Source organism: Streptomyces flavovariabilis (assembly GCF_000725785.1).
GTDB classification, from domain to species: Bacteria; Actinomycetota; Actinomycetes; order Streptomycetales; family Streptomycetaceae; genus Streptomyces; species Streptomyces hawaiiensis.
This window is the reverse complement of sequence record NZ_JNXD01000027.1, coordinates 140,326-160,159: the sequence shown is the minus strand read 5'-3', so window position 1 is coordinate 160,159 and position 19,834 is coordinate 140,326. Positions and strand designations below refer to the sequence as shown.

The 19,834-nt window shown below is 70.3% G+C and carries 17 protein-coding genes and 5 pseudogenes; 13 read left to right on the top strand and 9 right to left on the bottom strand.

Annotated features, from left to right (window positions below):
* Positions 1 to 5 precede the first annotated feature (5 nt).
* A complete protein-coding gene (locus IO24_RS47460; RefSeq protein WP_157851307.1) occupies positions 6 to 926 on the top strand; it encodes a response regulator in 921 nt (306 codons plus the stop codon).
* On the opposite strand, the gene IO24_RS0135105 is transcribed toward IO24_RS47460, so the two are convergent.
* The gene (locus tag IO24_RS0135105) at positions 917 to 1,888 is read right to left on the bottom strand and encodes an aldo/keto reductase (protein ID WP_031143062.1); all 972 of its coding nucleotides are present in this window, start codon (positions 1,886 to 1,888) and stop codon (positions 917 to 919) included. The genes IO24_RS47460 and IO24_RS0135105 overlap by 10 nt on opposite strands.
* Before the next feature lie 311 nt (positions 1,889 to 2,199).
* Here IO24_RS0135105 and IO24_RS41240 point away from each other — a divergent pair.
* The 5 genes and pseudogenes from IO24_RS41240 to IO24_RS43695 form a co-directional block, all read left to right on the top strand.
* Positions 2,200 to 2,508 (top strand): annotated as a pseudogene (locus IO24_RS41240) (GNAT family N-acetyltransferase).
* 31 nt (positions 2,509 to 2,539) lie between these two features.
* A pseudogene (locus tag IO24_RS41235) lies at positions 2,540 to 2,950 on the top strand ((4Fe-4S)-binding protein).
* Between the two features lie 154 nt (positions 2,951 to 3,104).
* Complete coding sequence (locus tag IO24_RS42500; RefSeq protein ID WP_063768083.1) at positions 3,105 to 3,359, top strand: pirin family protein; 255 nt, start codon at positions 3,105 to 3,107, stop codon at positions 3,357 to 3,359.
* A pseudogene (locus IO24_RS41230) lies at positions 3,275 to 3,703 on the top strand (LysR substrate-binding domain-containing protein); the annotation flags it as partial. The gene IO24_RS42500 and the pseudogene IO24_RS41230, both read left to right, overlap by 85 nt.
* A 238-nt stretch (positions 3,704 to 3,941) precedes the next feature.
* Positions 3,942 to 4,187, top strand: a pseudogene (locus IO24_RS43695) (xanthine dehydrogenase family protein molybdopterin-binding subunit); the annotation flags it as partial.
* A 119-nt stretch (positions 4,188 to 4,306) separates the two neighbouring features.
* Here the strand turns inward: IO24_RS43695 and IO24_RS42240 are convergent.
* The 3 genes and pseudogenes from IO24_RS42240 to IO24_RS0135060 all read right to left on the bottom strand — a co-directional run bounded on the left by IO24_RS42240 (position 4,307) and on the right by IO24_RS0135060 (position 7,334).
* Positions 4,307 to 5,914 carry a serine/threonine-protein kinase gene (locus IO24_RS42240; RefSeq protein WP_234335352.1) on the bottom strand — a complete coding sequence of 536 codons (1,608 nt, stop codon included), beginning with the start codon at positions 5,912 to 5,914 and terminating at the stop codon, positions 4,307 to 4,309.
* Positions 5,915 to 5,979: 65 nt separating this feature from the next.
* A pseudogene (locus IO24_RS47455) lies at positions 5,980 to 6,224 on the bottom strand (hypothetical protein); the annotation flags it as partial.
* A gap of 708 nt (positions 6,225 to 6,932) precedes the next feature.
* Positions 6,933 to 7,334 (bottom strand): PP2C family protein-serine/threonine phosphatase, encoded by a 402-nt coding sequence (locus tag IO24_RS0135060; RefSeq protein ID WP_078899492.1) that lies wholly within the window; start codon positions 7,332 to 7,334, stop codon positions 6,933 to 6,935.
* A 510-nt stretch (positions 7,335 to 7,844) separates the two neighbouring features.
* Between IO24_RS0135060 and IO24_RS42235 the strand changes: the two genes are divergently transcribed.
* The 6 genes from IO24_RS42235 to IO24_RS45335 all read left to right on the top strand — a co-directional run bounded on the left by IO24_RS42235 (position 7,845) and on the right by IO24_RS45335 (position 13,249).
* Positions 7,845 to 8,237, top strand: coding sequence for a Zn-ribbon domain-containing OB-fold protein (locus IO24_RS42235; protein ID WP_045297009.1), 393 nt, complete (start codon positions 7,845 to 7,847; stop codon positions 8,235 to 8,237).
* Between the two features lie 116 nt (positions 8,238 to 8,353).
* A complete protein-coding gene (locus IO24_RS0135050; protein WP_037669298.1) occupies positions 8,354 to 9,544 on the top strand; it encodes a CaiB/BaiF CoA transferase family protein in 1,191 nt (396 codons plus the stop codon).
* Between the two features lie 64 nt (positions 9,545 to 9,608).
* Positions 9,609 to 10,784 carry an acyl-CoA dehydrogenase family protein gene (locus IO24_RS0135045; RefSeq protein ID WP_031143044.1) on the top strand — a complete coding sequence of 392 codons (1,176 nt, stop codon included), beginning with the start codon at positions 9,609 to 9,611 and terminating at the stop codon, positions 10,782 to 10,784.
* A 25-nt stretch (positions 10,785 to 10,809) separates the two neighbouring features.
* Positions 10,810 to 11,592 (top strand): electron transfer flavoprotein subunit beta/FixA family protein, encoded by a 783-nt coding sequence (locus tag IO24_RS0135040; protein WP_031143041.1) that lies wholly within the window; start codon positions 10,810 to 10,812, stop codon positions 11,590 to 11,592.
* A gap of 32 nt (positions 11,593 to 11,624) precedes the next feature.
* Positions 11,625 to 12,590 carry an electron transfer flavoprotein subunit alpha/FixB family protein gene (locus IO24_RS0135035; RefSeq protein ID WP_031143038.1) on the top strand — a complete coding sequence of 322 codons (966 nt, stop codon included), beginning with the start codon at positions 11,625 to 11,627 and terminating at the stop codon, positions 12,588 to 12,590.
* 359 nt (positions 12,591 to 12,949) lie between these two features.
* Entirely contained in the window at positions 12,950 to 13,249 is a 300-nt protein-coding gene (locus IO24_RS45335; RefSeq protein WP_157851305.1) for a hypothetical protein, read from the top strand.
* Between the two features lie 102 nt (positions 13,250 to 13,351).
* Here IO24_RS45335 and IO24_RS0135020 read toward each other — a convergent pair whose 3' ends face one another.
* Positions 13,352 to 13,846: a flavin reductase family protein gene (locus IO24_RS0135020; protein ID WP_031143032.1), complete on the bottom strand. Its 495-nt coding sequence runs from the start codon at positions 13,844 to 13,846 to the stop codon at positions 13,352 to 13,354.
* Complete coding sequence (locus IO24_RS0135015) at positions 13,843 to 15,024, bottom strand: acyl-CoA dehydrogenase family protein (protein ID WP_031143031.1); 1,182 nt, start codon at positions 15,022 to 15,024, stop codon at positions 13,843 to 13,845. Before IO24_RS0135015 ends, IO24_RS0135020 begins: the two co-directional genes overlap by 4 nt.
* A 431-nt stretch (positions 15,025 to 15,455) precedes the next feature.
* Here IO24_RS0135015 and IO24_RS0135010 point away from each other — a divergent pair, with 431 nt between their 5' ends.
* Complete coding sequence (locus IO24_RS0135010) at positions 15,456 to 16,412, top strand: AraC-like ligand-binding domain-containing protein (RefSeq protein WP_052686597.1); 957 nt, start codon at positions 15,456 to 15,458, stop codon at positions 16,410 to 16,412.
* Positions 16,413 to 16,488: 76 nt separating this feature from the next.
* On the opposite strand, the gene IO24_RS0135005 is transcribed toward IO24_RS0135010, so the two are convergent.
* From IO24_RS0135005 to IO24_RS0134995, 3 genes are all read right to left on the bottom strand, one after another.
* Positions 16,489 to 17,355 (bottom strand): 3-hydroxybutyryl-CoA dehydrogenase, encoded by an 867-nt coding sequence (locus tag IO24_RS0135005; protein WP_031143029.1) that lies wholly within the window; start codon positions 17,353 to 17,355, stop codon positions 16,489 to 16,491.
* A 290-nt stretch (positions 17,356 to 17,645) separates the two neighbouring features.
* On the bottom strand, positions 17,646 to 18,554 hold the full coding sequence (locus IO24_RS0135000) for a LysR substrate-binding domain-containing protein (protein ID WP_031143028.1): 909 nt from the start codon (positions 18,552 to 18,554) through the stop codon (positions 17,646 to 17,648).
* 154 nt (positions 18,555 to 18,708) lie between these two features.
* A complete protein-coding gene (locus IO24_RS0134995; RefSeq protein WP_031143027.1) occupies positions 18,709 to 19,815 on the bottom strand; it encodes an alcohol dehydrogenase catalytic domain-containing protein in 1,107 nt (368 codons plus the stop codon).
* Positions 19,816 to 19,834 lie beyond the last annotated feature (19 nt).

The following is a 19,834-nucleotide window of genomic DNA, read 5'->3' as shown; positions in this document are numbered from 1 at the left end:
TGTGGGTGACGCTCGACCGCCGGGGCGGCAGGGCGGTCACGGTGGAGGTATGGGACAACGGCGTGGGCTTCGACACCGCGGCACCTGGTTTGGGCGATGTCGGTGACGGGCGAGGGTTCGGCCTGGTCGCGGGCCGGGAGCGACTCGCCGCGTATGGCGGCAGGTTGACCGTCGACAGTACGCCCGGCCGCGGCACCCGGGTTTTGGCCGCGACGGTCCGGATCCTGATCGTGGACGACCATGCCGTCGTCCGCGCGGGACTGATCGCGTTGCTCGATGGCGAGCCCGGCTTCGCCGTCGTCGGCGAGACCGGTGACGGCATGGAGGCCGCACGCCTCGCCCAGCAGCTGTGGTCCGACGTGGTGATGATGGACCTCCGCCTCACCGACGGAACGGGCAGCGGCGAAGGGGAGGGCGGCATCGAGACGACCCGGCGGATTACCGCCGCGGTCCCGGGCGTACGGGTGGTGGTGCTCACCAGCTATCTGACCCAGGGAGACGTAGTGGGGGCGATGGAGGTTGGTGCCCGCGGCTACGTTCTCAAGGCGGGTCCGCCGGAGGAGCTGTTTCGAGCCGTGCGCACCGCGGCCACCGGAGGCCCGGTACTTGCCCCCGACGGGGCCGAGCGCCTGGTCGCTCAGGTGTCCGACCCGGGGGCGGCACTGAGCGAGCGGGAGACGGAGGTCGTAGGACCGCTCGGCATGGCGCAACCTCACACACCCCGGCCACCGGGACTCACGGAGCGCGGTGGTGGCGTCCATGGCCTGGCGCTGGAGGCGGTTCAGTCGTGCCCGCAGGTCGGGACCGGCGCTCACCGTCCGGTCCACCAGCCGTGTCACCCCGCCCGTGGTGGGCAGCTGCTCCTGGATGATCGTCCGCACCGGCAGCCCTGGAAGAACGAAGGCGCCGGAAAGGATCAGCTGTAGAAGTTCTTCGGCCAGCGGTGCCTCGCCAGCACCGCGAGCTCCCGGTCGGTCAGTGGGGGTGCGTCGGAGATCGCCGCGTTGCGTTCCACGTTCCGTAGTGACCGCATCCCGACGATGACCGTGGAGACCGCCCGCCCGGCGAGCGCGAACCGAAGCGCAGTGGACGGCAGTTCCTCGATGCCGATCCCCAGGTCGGCGAGGAGCGCGTCCACACGCTTCTCGACCTGGGCCGGCCGGTCGTCCCTGAAGTACCAGTTGCGCCAGTCGCCCTCGGGGAAGGTGACACCCGCCCGGACCGAGCCCGTCAGGGCACCCTCGTCGAGTACGACCCGCCCGATCACACCGACGCCGTGCTCCTCGCAGGCCGGCAGCAGGGCGTCGGCCGGGGCTTGCTCGAAGACGTTGTAGATGACCTGGACCGTGTCCAGGACGCCGGAACGCAGAACCGTGAGCACGTTCTCGGGCTGATGGTCCTTGACGGACATCCCGAAGGACCTGATCTTGCCCTCCTGCTTGAGGGCGTCCACCGTCTCCAGCCAGTCGCCGCGGCCGGTCCACTCGTCCTCCCAGGTGTGCAACTGGAGGAGGTCGACGTGGTCGCGGCCCAGCTCGCGGAGGCTGGTCTCCAGGCTCTCGCGCAGGTGCGAGCCGGGGAACGCCTCGTCGGGGTGGAGCCCGCTGGACGCCAGGGAGAGGGGTACCTTCGGCCCGACCTTCGTCGCCACGTGCACGCCGTCACCCCCGCCGGGGAGCTCCCTGAGCGCACGGCCGACGACGCCCTCACTGCGGTCGTAAGCCCTGGCGGTGTCGATGAAGGTGACACCCAGATCGATGGCGCGGTGCAGGGCACGCACACCGGAGGCGTCGTCGGCGCCGACCCAGGCTCCCTGGCCCAGGCCCCAGGCGCCATAGCCGATCTCGGACACGGTGAGCCCGGTGCGGCCGAGTTCCCGATAGCGCATGTGATGTCCCGACCCCTTCGTGGGACCTGTGCGAGGTCCGCTTTCCATGGCCTTCCGGCACACGACTTGCCTGCTCGACGGTACAGACGGCGGGCGTCCGGGCACCACCTCACAAGGGCACTGAAACTTTCGAGCACCCGCAGGCCCCCGCACCGATATTCACCTCACAGTGTCAACGGGCTCGCGGCGGCGACACGAAAGCGTCTGGGTCGCGTCAGGTTGATACATCAACAACTACGCCGATAGTCTTACGTCCTGGCCGACCGGGTCTCCTGTCGATTCGAGCGCGGTCAGGTCCAAGAGGAGCACGTATGGCGGTCGAAGTCAGCGACCGGCCCGAGGCGAAGCGCTACGAGGCCCGGGTCGACGGACAGCTCCGGGTCGCGGGTGTCGCCGAATACATTCGTACGACGGAACTCGTCGCCTTCGTGCACACCGAGGTCGCACCGGAATAGGAGGGCAGGGGAGTCGGGTCCGCGCTGGCCCGCACCGCTCTTGACGAAGCGCGCGCCTCGGGACTGCGTGTTCTGGCCACCTGCCCCTTCTTCGCGGGCTGGATCGCTCGTCATCCCGAGTACCAGGACCTGCTGTACCAGTCCCGCAGCAAGGTCAGCGACTAGCACTGCCGCACAGGGCGGCGATGGAGCCGGCATGAGCGACAGGCCTGCGAAGAAGGCGTACAAGAGCGAGTCGATCACCGTGACCTTCGAGGCCAGGCGCTGCCTGCACGCCACCGAATGCGTCCGTGGTCTGCCGGAAGTCTTCGACACGGCTGCGCGGCCGTGAATCCGGCCCGACGGTGCCCCGGCCGAGCGCCTCGCCGAAGTGGTGCGGCTTTGCCCCTCGGGTGCGCTGCAGTACGAACTCGCGGACGGCGGGACGGAGATCCCGGAGCGACCCACGCGGATCACGCACAGCTCCACCACGCAGCTCACCGTGCGCGGCGAGCTGCGGGTGGACACACCGGAAGGTCCGCGCGCCGAGACCAGGGTCGTGCTGTGCGGCTGCGGGCAGACCCGTCTCCAGCCGTACTGCGATCACGCGGGACCCTGCGGTCAGTGATGCCGACGGGCCCGTGCCCGCACAACGGATCGCGTCCAGGGCTGGGGGCCGAGCAGATGTCCCTTGCAGTGCAGTTCGAGTAGGGCACCACTCACGTACTGCGTGTCGTGGATGGTCCGCCTACGGTCCGATCGACGCCACCGCGACCGGCGGTATGGACGTCGCCCCGCATCCGCACACCGGTTTGCAGACGGTGAGCTGGCTGTTCGACGGGAAGATCGAGCACGAGGACACGCTCGGCACCCGCGCCCTGATCCGGCCCGGCGAGATGAACCTCATGACCGGCGGCTACAGCATCGCCCACTCGGAGATCTCCGCCCCGGACACCACGGTCATCCACGGCGTCCAGCTGTGGGTGGCGCTGCCCGAGGAGCAACCCTCGACGACCTGGCCCGCCTGCCATGGGTGACGTACCAACGAGCTTACGACGCCCCCGCCGCCCGCCAGATCGCCACGCTCGGCATCGAGCCGCGCGTGGCGGTCTCCGTGGACAGTTTCCAGCTGATGCCACTCCTGGTCGCGCGCACCCGCCGGGTAGCTCTCCTGCAGAGGCGTCTCGCCGACGAGCTGGACGGACTCGCACACGTCCGCATCATGGAACCGCCCTATGACGCCGTGCCGATCCAGCAGGCCTTGTGGTGGCATCCGGTCCACATGCATGACGCGGCGCACATGTGGCTGCGGGAGACGACGGCCCGGGTCGCCGAGGCCGTGGAGGCAGGGCGACCCACGATCTCCAGTCCGCCGAGTTGAGGATGGGTTGGCCTTGCGAGGGCGAAGACGCTGCCGCGCTCCGGCCCTGCCCTCCCGCCGCGGTGAGGTACCCACGTCGGGAAGGCGGGCGAGCCGGACGGCCATCTACCCCGCGTAGCGGGTGGCGCCCAGGGACGAGCACGTCTTCGCCGGGGCTTGAGGAACGCGCGGTGGACGAGAGCGAGCCATGCGGACACGGCCGGGTTCATCGCAGCGGCCCCGGTGACGTCGTCGCCGCCGTCGTGCGTCCGCCCAGTACGGCGTCCTCGGCGTGATCAGCCGCCTCGACAAGCCCACGCCGACCTACCGCGACAACCCGGGACCCGTTCCGGGCCGGCGGCTGCGCGTCTTCCAGGACGACGCCGTCCGGTTCTTCGGCCAGCCGGTCGCCGTTGTGGTGGCGACCACGCTGGAGGCCGCGCAGCACGCCGCCGACCTGGTCGAGGTCTCCTACGACGTCGAGCAGCTGTCGACCGACCTTACCCGCATCAGAGGTCGCAGCTGGAAGTCCGTACGGAGGGCGGAGGCAACGGAGCGTCACAACCTCAGCGACCCCGGCGCCGGACGGGAAGGGCCCGGCACCGGGGTCGGCGGGCTCAGCCGTCAGCGCCGGGTGAGGGTGGACGGCGCCCCGGCGGACTGGTGACCTTCGTCGCGCAGGCCCAGGGTGTCTCGGTCGGTCATCGTGACGACGTAGATACTGCCGTTGGGGCAGGGGACCTCGGCCCCCTGTTCGGTGGAGTGGCTGCTGACCGCCTTGAGGACCATCGACGCCTTGCGTATCTCCTGCAGTCGCAGGGTATCGGTGCATCCCAGCTCACGTTTGGTGTCCACTTCGGTCACCCTGCTGACCTGCTTGCCCGCCAGCTCACCCCGTTGTGCCGGGTGGAGAGTCAAAGTGACGCTGAACCGGTCGGTGCGGGGCTCGGTGAAGCCGTCAGGGGTGGGATTGCCCGGCCCGGTGCCGACCCATGTACCTGCCCAGGCCTCGGGAAGCGATGTGGCAGTGGATGACGGCGAAGGCGTCCCGTCGGAGGCGTCGTCGGAGAAATGCCGCACGAGGAACGTGCCCGCCGTGGCCATCAAGGCCACGGCCATGGTTCCGGCAACCGCCCGGCCGGTACGGCCGGACACCCACCGTCGCACGGCGTCGACACGCGGCAGGACGGCGGTCTGTGCGTCGGCGGAAGCCGAGCCGTCTTCGGGCTCACGTGACACAGCCGCCACAGACGGCGGTTGCACTGTTGCGGAGATCAACGCGTGCGCCTCCTCCTCCCGCACGGCGAGATCTTTCTCCAGCCCTTCGGGCAGCAACTGCGGCCAGGTACCGCACCGGCCGCCCATGCGTTCCAACAGCACGCTGACGGTGTCGAGCGTGGCCCGCTGCTCGGGGTCCTTGGCCAGACAGGACCGCAGGAGCGGGACAAGGGCCGCCGGAACGCCGTCGAGGTTCGGCTCCTGATGCACGATGCGGTAGAGCAGCACAGCGGGCGAGAACTCGTCGTTCGGGTTGGAAAACGGGCCCCGCCCCGTCGCCGCGTACACCAGTACCGCAGCCAGCGAGAAGACGTCGCCCGGTGCACCCGATTCCCCGGCACTCACCTGCTCCGGCGCCAGATAGCCGGGAGAACCGATCACACCGCCCGTCCTCGTGTGACGCGTGTCCTCCCTCGCGCGCGCGATCCCGAAATCGATGAGCAGAGGACTACGGCGGCCCAACAGCACATTGGACGGCTTGACATCCCGGTGGGCCAGTCCCGCCCCGTGTACCGCTGCCAGCGCCCCGAAAAGCTCGGCCGCCAGTGCCAGGACGCACGGCTCGGACAGCCGGCCGTACTGCTGCACCCACTCCGCCAGGGACGGCGCTGCCACGTACTCGGTGGCGAGCCACTGGGGGCGCTGCCCCGGAGGGCTGTAGTCCACCACCGCAGGCGTCCAGGGCGAGCGCACCCGGTCGCTGTTACGGATTTCCCGCGCGAACCGCTCCTCGAACCCCGGTCCCCGTCCGATCTCGCCACGCACCGTCTTGAGCGCCAGCGGCCGCCCCGACACCGTCCGGGACAGATACACCCGCCCCATTCCGCCCTCACCGAGTCGCGCCAGCAGTGGATAGCCACCGAGAGCTTCCGGATCCGACCCGTCCAGCAACTCCACGCCCCGCCGCCCTCTCAGATTTGCACTGCCGATCAGGTTCAGCCGCCGGACCAGCACAACCAAGCGCCGTATCCGTGACATCGGCACCAAGCATCACCTGTCACACCCGCAATAGACCATTCTCAGCCACCACGTCCGGCAGCCCGAGAACCCGTCACCGGGCGAGAGCCAGGTGGGCGGTCGGGAGGGCACACCTTGGCATAGCTACCGATTCGTCCTGGTATGTGCACGTCGTGGCATCGGGTTGGGGCGGTGTTCCTGCGGCCTCGCGGTCGTCCAGGGGTCGGGGCCGTGCAGGTTTCGGTGCTCCGGCCGGGCGGGCGGCCTTCCAACAGATGTGCCGGAAGTCACGGCGGACGCGGGCAGGGCGAGTCACGATCCGCAAGGTCACCGCCCGCGGCGGCTCCCCATCCGGCGTTTGTCTCCTACTACGGCACCATCGGCGAACTGTTCTGGGCCATTTTCGGGCGTGGGTGCGGAGGCGGACCCGCGACGTCTGGAAGAGCTCCGGCCGGTGCGTGCCCTGTGGGAACCGGGCAGGGAACCGCACGGCTCTGTGCTCACGATTGAGTTCATCACTGTTCACCGACCACAGGCCTGCGGTGCCTGCGGGTCGCCCCTCGGCGAGACCTCCTCACCCGCCACGCTGACCGTCCTGTTCAGCGGCATGTCCCGGATCCTGGTCATGGACGAGGCTCTCGGCCCGGCCTACGGCGATCAAGAGGTACGCGATCGCATCAGCACGCCACATCCCCGTGCTGGTTCCGTGCTGACTTCGAGGGTCGGAACCATGGAAAACCGCAGGTCCTAGCCCCGACCGAATGAGTTGTCGTACCACTCGATGGTGGTGCCGATGAGGCTGGCGGCGACGATGCGTTTGAGGCTGGCGGGGGGTGGGGGAGCGGTCGCGGGGGAGGACATCGGCACCACTTCCATGCGGTTGGCGGGGACGGTTTCGTGCCGCCATACCGTAGGAATCCGCAGGTCAGTGGCGTATGTGGCCGGACACCATAGTTCTGGGGGCGGAAGTGCGTGCGGGCACCATGCCGACGCTGGCAAAGCGTTTATGAGGGCCTCAAGTGTGCCGGCGAGAGCACTGTGCGAGTTGCGTTGTTCGTGCCAGTACCTCCAGCCGCAGGTCGCCGGACGCCGCGAGGCGTGCGTGCAGCGCGGCGACTCCCTCGTCGAGGTCCATCGAGTGGGAGTGCACCAGTCCGTCCGTGTAAAGCACCAGGACGGTCCCCTCCGGGAGCGGGATCTGTACGGACCGGTAGGAGGTGTCAGGCCGCACGCCCAGCGGTGTCCCCTGGGGGAGATCGGGCGGCGCGAAGCGATCGCCGGGGCGGCCGAGCAGCGGAGCCGGATGCCCGGCGGAGGAGATCTCGGCGGTTTCGGCTTCCAGATCCAGCCACACGCAGCAGCACGTGGCGAGCGGGTCGATGCCGAGGTCCGTGAAGAGCCGGTTGGTGCGGGCCAGTACGTCTGCTGCTCATGCACCGCCCGTTGCAGCGTCGCAGCGAGCACCCGGTCCTCGGCGCTGAGAGCCGTGCCGGGGCTTGCTGGGCTCGCCGGATTCCCCTCGCCTCCTCTGGCCGCTCCACAAAGCCGATGCTCCTTTACCGGGGCTGTACCTCGGCGCCATGGCGGTCGTGTCGGTCGACTCGTCCAGGAACGCCCGCCGTCAGCATCCCGTCGCGTGAAGACCGCGGCTGTCTGCTCCGGCGCACAGTGCCGGCCTACGCCGACGGCCAGGGTCCTGAACGTGGGCAACCACCGCACCGCTGACGGGGCCACGCCGTGAGAGTAGCGCCAGGAAACCCGCTCCGACCTCCGTGAATGGAACGTTTTCCGCGCACAAAGATGCGTCAGCTCGTCGTTGACCGCCACTCCTCGGCGGGGTCAGGGTGAGGGAGCCGGACCGGATGCCTGACACCCCTTTCCCGGTCCCCCCTTTTTTCCGGTCGTCGACTGAGCGCAGGAGGTCGTGATGCTCCACACGGACACCCGTGAAACCACCGAGCGCGGGGAGCACGAAGCGGCTGCCGCCACCAACGAGCTGTTCTTCCAGCGGTGCCTCTGGTGCGGCACCCCCGCCTACCGCCGGTCGTTCTGCCGGGCCTGCGGATCCACCGCCTTCCGACGCGAGCGCAGCGCCGGCACCGGAGCCGTCGTCCGCCGAACCGGCCACGCTCCGCATCACACGTGGTTCGTCGCGATGGACGAAGGCTTCAACCTGCTCTGCCAGGTCACGGCGACGGAGCCGGTCGTGGTCGGGATCGGCGCCAGGGTGAGGGTCGTACGGACGGCCGCCCCTGTCGGTCAGGGCCTGCCCGTCGTCGAGCTCACCCACCCGGCGATGTCTTCGGAGCGCTGGTGGTGAGGGCTGACGGCTCGGACGGAGCGGTGTTCGCAGGCCGGTACGACAAGAGAGGAGGGTGCGTGGGCACCCAGTACGACGCGCCGGACGAACGGGCCGGCATCGGCCGCGAAGGTGCGGTGCGCGGTGCGCTGGAAGGGCTGCGCATCGCCGACTTCTCCCGGGTTCTCGCAGGGCCCTACGCCACGATGCTCCTCGCCGATCTCGGCGCCGAGGTGGTGAAGGTGGAGAGGCCGGGTGCCGGGGACGAGACCAGGGCCTGGCACCCGCCGGCGGACCACGACGGCACCTCCACGTACTTCCTGAGCGTGAACCGGAACAAGAAGTCCGTCGCCCTGGACCTCACGACCGAGGCCGGTCGGGAACAGGCCCGTGCCCTGGTGGCCGCGTCCGACGTGCTGGTGGAGAACTTCCGTCCCGGCACGATGGAGCGGCTGGGGCTCGGCCCTCGCGAACTGCGCGCCCTGCACCCGGGGTTGGTCTACTGCTCGATCAGTGGCTTCGGCAGCGGTGCGGGCGCGGCGATCCCCGGATACGACCTGCTCGTGCAGGCCGTCGGCGGTCTGATGAGCGTGACCGGAGACGCGGCCGGGGAGCCGGTGAAGACCGGCGTGGCACTCGTCGACGTGATCACCGGCCTGCACGCCTCGCTGGGCATCCTGGCAGCCCTCCGGCACCGGGACGCCACCGGGGAGGGCCAACTGGTCGAGGTGAACCTGCTCGGCTCGCTGCTGTCGGCCATGGTCAACCAGGCGTCGGCGTTCGCCGTCGCCGGCGTGGTGCCGGGCCGCCTCGGCAATGCACACCCCAGCATCGCCCCGTACGAGACCTTCCCCACCGCCGATCGTCCGCTCGCGATCGCGGTGGGCAACGACCGGCAGTTCGCGGCGCTCGCCGAGGCCGTCGAGGATCCCGGTCTCGCGCTGGACGACCGCTTCCGCACCAACGCCGAGCGCGTCGCCCACCGCGCCGAACTCAAGGATCTGCTGACCGAACGGCTGGGCGTCGCCGACGCCGACCACTGGTCGGCGGTCCTGCTGGCCGCGGGCGTGCCCGCCGGACCGGTCAACACCCTCGACGAGGCATTCGCTTTCGCGGCGAAGCTCGGCCTTCCCGGCATCGTCGACATCCCCGCCGCACCCGCCGACGGGGCGGAGGGCAGGCCCTTCCGTCAGGTCGCGAGCCCCATCGCGCTGAGCGGCACACCCGCGCAGTACCGCCTGCCGCCGCCAGGCCTCGGTCAGCACACCGCAGAAATCCTCGACCGTCTTTCCGACTCCGCCACCGAACCCGAGGGCCCGGTCACGTGACCGACCCCCGCCTCGACACCAGCCCCCCGACCTCACCCACCACCGTCACCGCCAGGAGCCCACGATGAGCCGCAAGCCGCTGAAGGACCCGCTCGACCTGCTCGACTTCTCCTCCACCCTCACCGACGAGGAACGGGAGATCCAGTCCACCGTCGCCAAGTTCCTCGCCGACCAGGTGCGCCCGCACCTCGGCGAGTGGTTCGAGAACGCGCACTTCGCCCGCGAACTCGCCCCTGAACTTGGCAAGTTGGGCGTACTCGGCATGCATCTGGAGGGCTACGGCTGTGCCGGCACCAACGCCGTCTCCTACGGCCTGGCCTGCCTGGAACTGGAGGCGGCGGACTCCGGTTTCCGCAGCTTCGTCTCGGTGCAGGGCTCGCTGTCGATGTTCTCCATCTGGAAGTGGGGTTCGGAGGAGCAGAAGCTTCAGTGGCTGCCCCGGCTCGCCGCCGGTGAGGCGATCGGCTGCTTCGGCCTGACCGAGCCCGACTTCGGCAGCAACCCCGCCGGGATGCGCACTCGGGCCGTCCGCGACGGCGACGACTGGATCCTCAACGGCTCCAAGATGTGGATCACCAACGGCGGCATCGCCGACGTGGCCACCGTCTGGGCGCAGACCGAGGAAGGCGTCCGTGGCTTCCTCGTGCCGAGTGGCACTCCCGGCTTCACCACGCAGGACATCAAGCAGAAGATGTCGCTGCGTGCCTCGATCACCTCCGAGCTGTACTTCGACAACGTACGGCTGCCGGAATCTGCGCGGCTGCCGCTGGCGGAGAGCCTGCGCGGACCGCTGTCCTGCCTGAACGAGGCCCGCTTCGGCATCCTGTTCGGCGCGGTCGGCGCCGCCCGTGACTCGCTCCAGGCGGCCATCGAGTACGCCGACTCCCGCGTTCAGTTCGACAAGCCGATCAGCGCCTTCCAGCTCACCCAGAAGAAGCTCACCGACATGAGCGTGTCCCTGGGCAACGCCGCGCTGCTCGCCGTCCATCTGGGCCGGCTCAAGGACCAGCACCGCATCCGGCCCGAGCAGATCAGCGTCGGCAAGCTCAACAACGTGCGCGAAGCGATCGCCATCGCGCGCGAATGCCGCACCGTGCTGGGGGCCAACGGCATCTCCCTGGAGTACTCGCCGCTGCGCCACGCCAACAACCTGGAGTCGGTGATGACCTACGAAGGCACCAACGAGATGCACACGCTGGTCGTCGGCCAGGCGATCACCGGATACCCGGCGTTCCGCTGACCGCCCCGGCTGAAGGAAGACGACCGTGAACATCGTCGTACTCGTCAAGCAGGTACCGGACACCGGAGCCGAACGCACCCTGTCCGCCGACGATCACACCCTTGACCGCCAGGGCGCCGACCTGGTGCTCGACGAAATCAATGAACGCGCCGCGGAAGAGGCCCTGCGGCTGAAGGAGTCGTCGGACGCCGAGGTCACCGTCGTGTCCATGGGGCCCGACTCCGCCCTCGACGCCATCCGCAAGGTTCTGGCGATGGGCGCCGACCGCGCGATCCACATCTGCGACGACCGGCTCCACGGCGCCGACGTGGTGACCACCGCCAAGGTGCTGGCGGCCGCCGTGCGGACGGTGGAGGAGGTCGACCTGGTCCTGGCGGGCGACGCGACCACCGACGGACAGGCGAGCGCGGTCCCCGCCATCGTCGCCGACCTGCTCGGTCTGCCGCAGCTGACACATGCGCGCGAACTGGACGTGGAGGGGGGACACGTGCGAGCCGAACGGGAGACCGACACCGGCGAGGCGACGCTGGAGGCATCGCTGCCCGCGCTGGTCAGCGTCACCGAGAAGATCAACGAGCCGCGCTACCCCTCGTTCAAGGGGATCATGGCCGCCAAGAAGAAGCCGGTGGAGACGGTCGACCTCGACGACCTGTTCCCCGACGCGGATGACGCCGGGTTCCGAGTGCCCCGCACCCGCGTGATGGAGGTCCTCCCGCGTCCGGCCCGGAGTGCGGGGATCCGCGTCACGGACGACGGCTCGGCCGGCCGACAGCTCATCGAACACCTGATTGCCCAGAAGCTCCTCTGAATCGAATCGCTCCGCAACAAGAAAGGCACCCCATGCCCCATGTCCTCGTCCTCGTCGACCACGACGGGGAACGTGTTCACAAGTCCACGCACGAACTCATGGCCGCCGCAAGGCGGTTGGGAGACCCGGCCGCAGTCGTCGTGGGAACCCCCGGCACAGCGGCCCGCCTCGCGGAGTCCCTGGCCCGGTACGGCGCCACAACCGTCCACGCGGCGGAATCCACCGACGCGGCCGAGTACCTGGCCACGCCCGCTGTCGACGCCCTTCAGCTCGCGGTCCGGGAAGTCTCTCCCGCCGCCGTTCTGGTCTCCGCGACGGCGGACGGCAACGAGGTGGCCGGGCGTCTCGCCGCGCGGCTGGACGCCGGGCTGCTGATCGACGCGGTCGACCTGGACTCCTCCGGGGTGGCCACCCAGATCGTCTTCGGCGGGTCGTACACCGTGCGCTCGCAGGTCACCCGGGGCGTACCGGTGATCACCGTACGCCCGGGGGCCTTCGAACCGGAGGAGCATCCGGGGCAGGCCGTGCGGCGGACACTCGCCCTTCCGGCGGCCGACCCCGCCGCGTCCGCCCGTGTCACTGCCAGGCGCTCCGCGCCCGCCGGCGACCGGCCGGGGCTCACCGAGGCGAGCGTCGTCGTCTCCGGCGGCCGTGGTGTCGGGGGAGCGGACGGCTTCAAGGTGGTGGAGGAGCTGGCCGACGCCCTGGGCGGTGCGGTGGGCGCCTCGCGCGCCGCGGTCGACGCCGGGTACTACCCGCACCAGTTCCAGGTCGGGCAGACCGGAAAGTCCGTCTCCCCGCAGCTGTACGTCGCCCTGGGGATCTCCGGGGCCATCCAGCACCTCGCCGGGATGCAGACCTCCAAGACGATCGTCGCCGTCAACAAGGACCCGGAGGCCCCGATTCTCGGCCTTGCCGACTACGCCGTGGTGGGAGACCTGTTCGCGGTGGCGCCCCAGCTCACGCAGGAAGTGACGGCCCGCCGCACAGCCGGCTGACGTGGTGCGCCGTCGGCTGGGGGAGCAGGGCGCTCCCCGGGCCGGCCATCTCGACGAAGCGGTGACGTACCCATGCCTGCCAGAGTGCGGCTGAATCGGCCGCACAGGCCCTCGACTCACTCCGTCCCTTCCTCCCACCCGGCTCTCCACGAGGGGCGGGTGGGTTCGACGACTGGGCGACGGGAGCGGCGGCACTGCTCGTCGTTCTCGCCGGCCTTCGAGCCGATCGGCCCGGTGAGCTGACACTGTGGCACGCCCGCATCGGCGATCAGCTCCACGGAGCGCTCGGCCTGCACGTCGCCGGGGCCGAGGGACTCCGGCCGGTACTCCCTTCACGGGGATGGGACGCTCTGGCCGCCGTGCAGCACAAGGCACGAGAGCTGCTGACCGACCTGGCGGGCGTCGGCCGCCCTGGCCGGCCGGTCGAGCTGTCGAGACAGCTGGACCTGGTGGAGGACGCGTGCGCCGGCGCCCTGCGACGGATAACTGTCCCGCCGGAGGCGGCAGTGCGATGCGCCGCGGCGCTGGCGGAGGCCGCCGGTTCGCTGTTCGGTCTGCACCCCGCCCCGCCGCCCCGCTGCACCCCGCCTCCACCCGCGGCCGCAGAGGCCACAGCGTCGCCCCTCCCGCCCGACTGGACGACGAGCATCCTGTTCTAGCTGCCGCAGCGCCGCCAGTGCGGATCGCCAGCGGGAGCCCCTCGACCTGCGTCGCGTGCACGGAGCAGGCCGGGGAGCCCCCGCGGGCCCGTCAACCGGTCGTCACGCGGCCAGGCGCCGGAAGCGGCTGCCGTGGAAGACCAGCGGCGCACGGTCGGGTTCGGCCTTCAGACCGTGGATCTCCAGCACGACGATGGTGTGGTCCCCTCCGGGGAACTCCGCGTGGAGCGAGCAGTCCAACCAGAGGTTGGCACGGCGGATGTACACGCTGCCGCCCTCGCCGGCCTCCCAGTCGACGTCCGCGAACCGGTCCCCGCCTTTTCCGGCCAGCGAGCGGCAGACCAGGTCCTGGTCCTCGGCCAGCACGCTCAGGCCCAGACGGCTCTGCCCGCGCAGCTTCGGCCAGGTCGACGAGGTGTCCTGGACACAGACCGACACCAGAGGGGGGTCGAGGGAGACCGGGGTGAACGTACTCGCGGCCATGCCCACCGGCGTACCGGAGTCGAGCGCGCACAGGGCTGTCACCCCGGACGGGAAACAGCCGAACGCCTGGCGCAGCACGGCGGGATCCATCGGTGTCGCGACGAGCGGGTTCATCCGGTGACCTCCTGACCCGACAGGACCGCGCCGAGGCGACGCATCGAGCCGTTGTTCCCGGCCACATGCTGGGAGACACAGCGGACATCGCGCCAGCGACGCTGCAGGGGGCTGGAGCTGTAGAGCCCGGAGCTGCCCGACAACGTCATGATCTCGTTGAGGATCCGGATTCCCTCGTGATGGATGTGCTGATGGCTGCCGGTGTAGCCGAACCACTCGGCCGGAGTGGGCTCCTCTCCCGCCAGGGCCCGGTCCATGACCGTACGGCCGGTCCGCTCCAGCAGGGCGTTGAGCGCCGTCGTACGCAGGTACAGCTCCGCGAACCTCTCCTGGAACACCGGATCCTCACCGATGACGACCCTCGGGTTGAACGCCGGCCGCTTGGTGGCGGCCAGTTCGGCCAAGTCGCCCAGCGCACCCTCCAGACAGCCGACGATGACGGCGTCGTGCGAGGCGCCCGTGGCCGTGTACGGGAGGTCGTAGAAGGGAGCGGGGATGTTGTTGCCGCCCGACAGAGGGCCCGTGAAGCGCTCCGGCACGAAGACGTCGTCCATGGTGAAGTCGGTGCTCTGCGTGGCGCGCAGGCCCACCGCGTCCCACGTGTCGAGGAAGGTCACGTGCTCGGGGCGGATCAGCGCGACGCGCATGTCGGGGCGCCCGTCGGGCAGCGGGGGCGCGCCCTCGACCACGAAGCCCGCGAGCATCCAGTCCGGGCTGAACGAGCCGCTGGCCAGCGGCCAGCGGCCGCTGATCCGGTAGCCGCCCGCCACCGGCGTCGCCGTCCCCTTCGGGGCGATCGCCCCGCGGAGCATCAGGTCGGCGCCGTCGCCGAAGACCTCTCTCTCGAGCGTCTCCCCAGGCAGCGACCGCACGAAGAACCAGGCCATCGAGGCGGCCTGAACGGTCCAGCCGGTCGAGCCGTCGGCCCGGGAGATCTCCCGGATCACTCGTGCGCTCTCCACCAGGTCGAGCTGCGAGCCGCCCCATGCCGTGGGCAGGCTCATGCGGAACACGCCGGCCTGACGCAGGGCCGTGATGATCTCCGCGGGAACCGACCGGGCCGCCTCGGCCTCGGCCGACCGCGCCGCGATCTCGGGCAGGTGCGCGCGGACACGGCCGAGCAGGCTGTCGTCGGTTGCCCGGGCGGAGGGTGCGGGGGGCTGGAGCAATGTCGTCATGATGTGTCCTTGTGCATGGCCGCGGTCGGAGACGACCGCCGATGGCTGAAGGGGGAATCCCGGGTGTCGCTGGCTGCGGAACGTCGTGGCGAGCACCTTCCGGGCCGCGCGGGGCGGTCCGGGATGTCGGCACTGCCGCTCCTGCGTGAGACGGAGGGCGGTCCAAGAGCCGCCGACGCGTCCCGTTCGCTGCCCGAATGATGTGGGGCGGAGCACAGGCGCTGCTTGTGTGCGGGGGCACAGGTTTTTGCTTGGGTGAGAACAGCTCCCGGCCGGCCACAGCGGCGGAACGTCCCGCAAAAGGTGGTCGGTCGCAGAGCGGGTCGGATATCCCCCGGAGTGTCCTACACTCCGGCCAGGAGGAGGGCCGGGCCGGTCCGCTTCCGCACCCCGGGGGCCGGATGGGCCGGGAGGAGAGCAGAATGCCCCGGATGACGACGCCGAGCGATGCCACGGCCGGCGAGAGACTGGAATCCTGGCGGGACGCCGTCAGCCGGAGTCTCGTGCCCATGGCGGTCCTGCCGCGCGAGTGCTCCGACTTCCGCGCGTCGCTGCACGCCGCGCAGGTGGGCCGGGTACAGATGTCGGTCATCACGGCCGAACCGCACAGCGTCGCGCGCACCCGACGGCACATCGCCTCCGACGCGCCCGATCTCCTCCAGCTCACGCTGCAGCTCAGCGGGCAGGGGGTGCTCACCCAGAAAGATCGTCAGGCCCAGGTGCGCCCGGGGGAAATGGTGGTCTACGACACCCGCTCGCCCTTCACCTACGACCTGCGGCAGTCCCACACCGGCCTCGTCCTGATGTTCCCCCGCGCCATGCTGCGCGTCACGGAGCGTGACCTGGCGCGGGTGACGGCGACACCGGTGCCGTGCCGCGACGGGCTCGGCAAAGTCGTACAGCCCCTCCTGTACGGGCTGGCGCGGCAGATGGGACATCTGGAGTCCTGTGGCACGCCCCGGCTCGCCGACCACGTGGTCGGTCTGATCGGAGCCCTGCTCGCCGAGCAGGCCGGGGCGGACCGGACAACCGAGGAGGACCGCCCGGACGTGCTCACCCAGCGCGTCCTCGACTACATGGAGGAGCGGCTCACCGACCCCGGGCTGAGCCCCGAAGGCATCGCGGCCGCCCACCGCATCTCCCGCCGCTACCTGTACAAGTTGCTGGCCGCACAGGGGCACACCGTCTCGGGCTGGATCCGGGAACAGCGTCTGGAACGGTGCCGCCGCGACCTCGCAGATCCGGCCATGGACCACCTTCCGGTCGGCGCCATCGGCGGACGCTGGGGCTTTTCCGACCCGGCCCACTTCAGCCACGCCTTCAAGGCGGCCTACGGCATGAGCCCCCGGGCTGCGCGGGCGGCTGGCCGACGGCGTCAACGGCCGTAGTGCGAGAACGCCGGCGTTCGGGGCGGCCGGTGCCCTCAGGCCACTGGCAGTTCCCTCCGGCCGCCTGGTAGTTCCCTCAGGCCGCCTGGTAGTTGAAGAACCCCTGTCCCGACTTGCGGCCCAGCAGGCCCGATTCGACCATGCGGCGCAGGAGCGGGGGCGGGGCGTACAGCGGTTCGCGGTACTCCTCGTACAGGGCCTCGCCAATCGCCGCCACCGTGTCCAGGCCGATGAGGTCGGCGAGGCGCAGCGGGCCCATGGGGTGGGCGCAGCCGGCGGTCATGGCCGTGTCGATGTCCTCGGCCGTCGCGGTGCCGGAACCGACCATGCGCACCGCTGCCAACAGGTACGGAACCAGCAAAGAGTTGACCACGAAGCCCGCGCGGTCCTGAGTGACGATCGTCTTCTTGCCCAGGGTCTCGGCGGCGAAGGCGCGTACGCGCTGTTCCGTGGCCTTGGAGGTGTGCATCGAGGGGATCACCTCGACCAGCGGCATGGCAGGGACCGGGTTGAAGAAGTGCAGGCCCACCACCGCCTGAGGACGTCCGGTCACGGCCGCGAGCCGGGCGATGGGGATCGAGGAGGTGTTGCTGGCCAGCACGGCGGACGGGTTGGTGATCACCTTGTCCAACTGCTGGAACAGCTCCGTCTTGGCCCGCTCGTCCTCGACGGCGGCTTCGATCACCAGGTCGGCGCCGGACAGCCGGGAGAGGTCGGCGGTGACCGAGACTCCGGCGAGGGCGTGGGCGCGGTCTTCCGGGCCGATGGCGCCGTGCTTCTCCGCCTTGAGCAGTGAGTCGGCGACGCCCGTCAGCCCGGCACGGGCCCTGTCCTCGGTGACGTCGCACAAGGTGACGTGCAGCCCGGCCCGGGCGCAGACCTCGGTGATGCCCCGGCCCATCTGCCCGGCGCCGACGACGCCCACGTGCTTGATCGATGTCATGTGCTCCTCCGCCTGTTCCCGCGTCCGGCGGCGGTTTGCCGACGCCGTGACGGTCTGTGCTGCGGTGTCGAGACTAGGCCGGGGATAACCCTTCTGACCTGCTCTGATGATGCGTTTTCCGCGCACAAACATGCGCCGGTACGGTGTCGGCCCGGCGCGTCGAGAGGAGCCGCCCGCTCACGATCGGGACGGGCACGGCGGCCGGGGCGCGAGGACGAGGAGGAGGGCGCGGGCATCGAGGCCGGCGCCCTCCCGGACAGACGTGATGGAACTGCCGGAAAGCAGCGGTTTCAGCCGGTGGTGACAGTGGCGGCAGCCGCCTCTCGCAGACGGCGGATCACACCGCGCACCGCGGGTGAGGTCTCGCCCCTGCGGAAGGCGCCGACCAGACTGGTCGTCAGCGCCACGTCGGCCAGCGGACGGTACGCCACGCCCGGGATCCGGACGCGGCGCAGCGAATCGGGGACCAGGGCGACCGCGAGACCTCCGCCGACCATGGTCAGAGCGGCTATGAAGTCCCGTACCGGGGGAGCACACCGCGGGCTAAAGCCCCCTCGCTCCGCCACTTCGAGGATCTGGTCGCGGCAGCCGTACTCCTCGTCGAAATGCGGGGCGACGAAGCACTCGTCGCGCAACTGTGCCGCCGGTACCGCCTCGTAGGCCGCCAGCGGGGCGCCGGCCGGCAGGGCCAGGACGACGTCCTCGGCGAGCAGGCGGGTGGCCGTGATCTCGGGCGGGTACTCCGGCCTGAAGCGCAGGAATCCGACGTCGATGTCCCCGCAGACCAGCGCCTCCAGCTGGGCGGGTGTCTCCAGCTCGCGGACCTGCACCGTCAGCTCGGTGCCGGGAGCGGCGCAGCGGGTGAGGACGTCGGTCAGCACACCGGAGAACGCGGCCGAGGCGACGTACGCGATCTGGGCGTGACCCAGTTCCCCGCGACCGGCGCGCCGGCCTATGGCCTCGGCCCTGGCGGCCTGGGCAAGGGTCAGCCGCGCCTCTTCGAGGAACAGCAGCCCGGCGCTGGTGAGCGCGGGGCGGGTACGCCGTCCGCGGTCGATGAGCCGCACACCGAGGTGTGACTCCAGTGCCCTGACCTGGGCGCTGAGAGCCGAGGGGGCCAGGTGCAGACGGTCGGCCGCCCGTGCGAAGTGCAGTTCCTCCGCGACGATGACGAACGATTCCAGCCAGCGCAGTTCCATCGGCTCCTCCATCCTGCTGGGCCTGTTCCGAGGAGGGAACGGGCTGTGTGTACGGCCTGTGGTCAGCACACCCCGCGGCGCTCGTCAGGGCAGAACAGGATCGCCGCGGGGTGGGTATGGGGTAGGGGCCGTCGGCAGCATGGCCGGTGGCGGTTCAGGGAATGACGACGTAGTTGCTGAATCCGCCGTCGCGGTCCTCGAGCCCCGAGATCGCCTCGTTGACCCTGGCCAGCGGGAAGGGCTTGGTCTGCAGGTACGACAGATCCAGCGCGCCGGTGGCCACCATGTCGGCGAGTTCCTGCCCCTGCGCGGTGGAGAACCAGTTGGAGCCGATCAGCTGCACCTGTTCGTCCATGAGCCACTTCACGTCCACGGGCAGCCGGTCGGCGACGCCGCCGACGTTGACGACCCTGCCGCCCCGGCGGACGCCCTGCAGGGAGTCGAGCATCGTCTCCACCGGGGCCTTGGCACCCAGCGCGCTGATCACGTAGTCCGCGCCCTCGCCGCCGGTGCGGGACTTGGCCCACTCACCCGTCGAGCCGTCGCCGAGCCGCATGACCTCGATCCGCTCCGGGTCCAGTTCCCGTACCCGCTTGAGGAGTTCCTCGTTGCGGCCGGTCCCGAGGACCCGGGAGGCGCCGGAGGCGAGCGCGAGCAGGGTCGACGCGACACCGAGGGTGCCCGTGACCCCGTCGATCAGCGCGACCTGGCCGGGGCCGGCCGCGGCGTTCCTGAGGGCGCCGTAGGACGTGCCGATGTAGCCGAGCTTGCCGGCCTGCTCGAACGTCATGTTGTCGGGGAGGTTGACGATCGAGGACTGGGGCGCGGTCATGTACTGCGAGAAACCGCCGTACGGATACAGGTCGAAGATCCGCTGGCCGTCGCGGGAGGTGCTGAAGTAGCCGTTCAGCGTGAAGTAGCGGCAGCGGCTCAGTTCACCGCCCCGGCACACCTGGCAACTGCCGCACCCGCGCAGCGGGTTGACGTACACCCGGTCGCCTGGCTTGGTGTGCAGCACCGCCTCGCCGACCGCCTCGACCACACCCGCGGCGTCCAGACCGAAGATCGCGGGGAACCTGGGCAGCGGCTGGTGCGGGAACCAGGTGGGCCAGTTGTTGATCACGTTGGCCATGTTCGGCACGATCCCGCACGCCTTGACCCGCACCAGCACGTCGGTCGCCCGCGGGGAGGGCACGTCGATGCTGTCGATCGACATCGGCTCACCGAGCGCGTGCAGTCGTGCAGCGAGCATTTTCGCCATCGAAATACTCCTTGGAAAT

Coding starts and splice junctions, on each gene's coding strand:
- IO24_RS0135045 (WP_031143044.1), top strand. CDS start 9,609: ATGAGCCGCAAGCCGCTGAAGGACCCGCTCGACCTGCTCGACTTCTCC.
- IO24_RS0135015 (WP_031143031.1), bottom strand. CDS start 15,024: ATGACGACATTGCTCCAGCCCCCCGCACCCTCCGCCCGGGCAACCGAC.
- IO24_RS0135000 (WP_031143028.1), bottom strand. CDS start 18,554: ATGGAACTGCGCTGGCTGGAATCGTTCGTCATCGTCGCGGAGGAACTG.
- IO24_RS0135105 (WP_031143062.1), bottom strand. CDS start 1,888: ATGCGCTATCGGGAACTCGGCCGCACCGGGCTCACCGTGTCCGAGATC.
- IO24_RS0135005 (WP_031143029.1), bottom strand. CDS start 17,355: ATGACATCGATCAAGCACGTGGGCGTCGTCGGCGCCGGGCAGATGGGC.
- IO24_RS0134995 (WP_031143027.1), bottom strand. CDS start 19,815: ATGGCGAAAATGCTCGCTGCACGACTGCACGCGCTCGGTGAGCCGATG.
- IO24_RS0135010 (WP_052686597.1), top strand. CDS start 15,456: ATGACGACGCCGAGCGATGCCACGGCCGGCGAGAGACTGGAATCCTGG.
- IO24_RS42235 (WP_045297009.1), top strand. CDS start 7,845: ATGCTCCACACGGACACCCGTGAAACCACCGAGCGCGGGGAGCACGAA.
- IO24_RS0135035 (WP_031143038.1), top strand. CDS start 11,625: ATGCCCCATGTCCTCGTCCTCGTCGACCACGACGGGGAACGTGTTCAC.
- IO24_RS42500 (WP_063768083.1), top strand. CDS start 3,105: ATGGACGTCGCCCCGCATCCGCACACCGGTTTGCAGACGGTGAGCTGG.
- IO24_RS0135020 (WP_031143032.1), bottom strand. CDS start 13,846: ATGAACCCGCTCGTCGCGACACCGATGGATCCCGCCGTGCTGCGCCAG.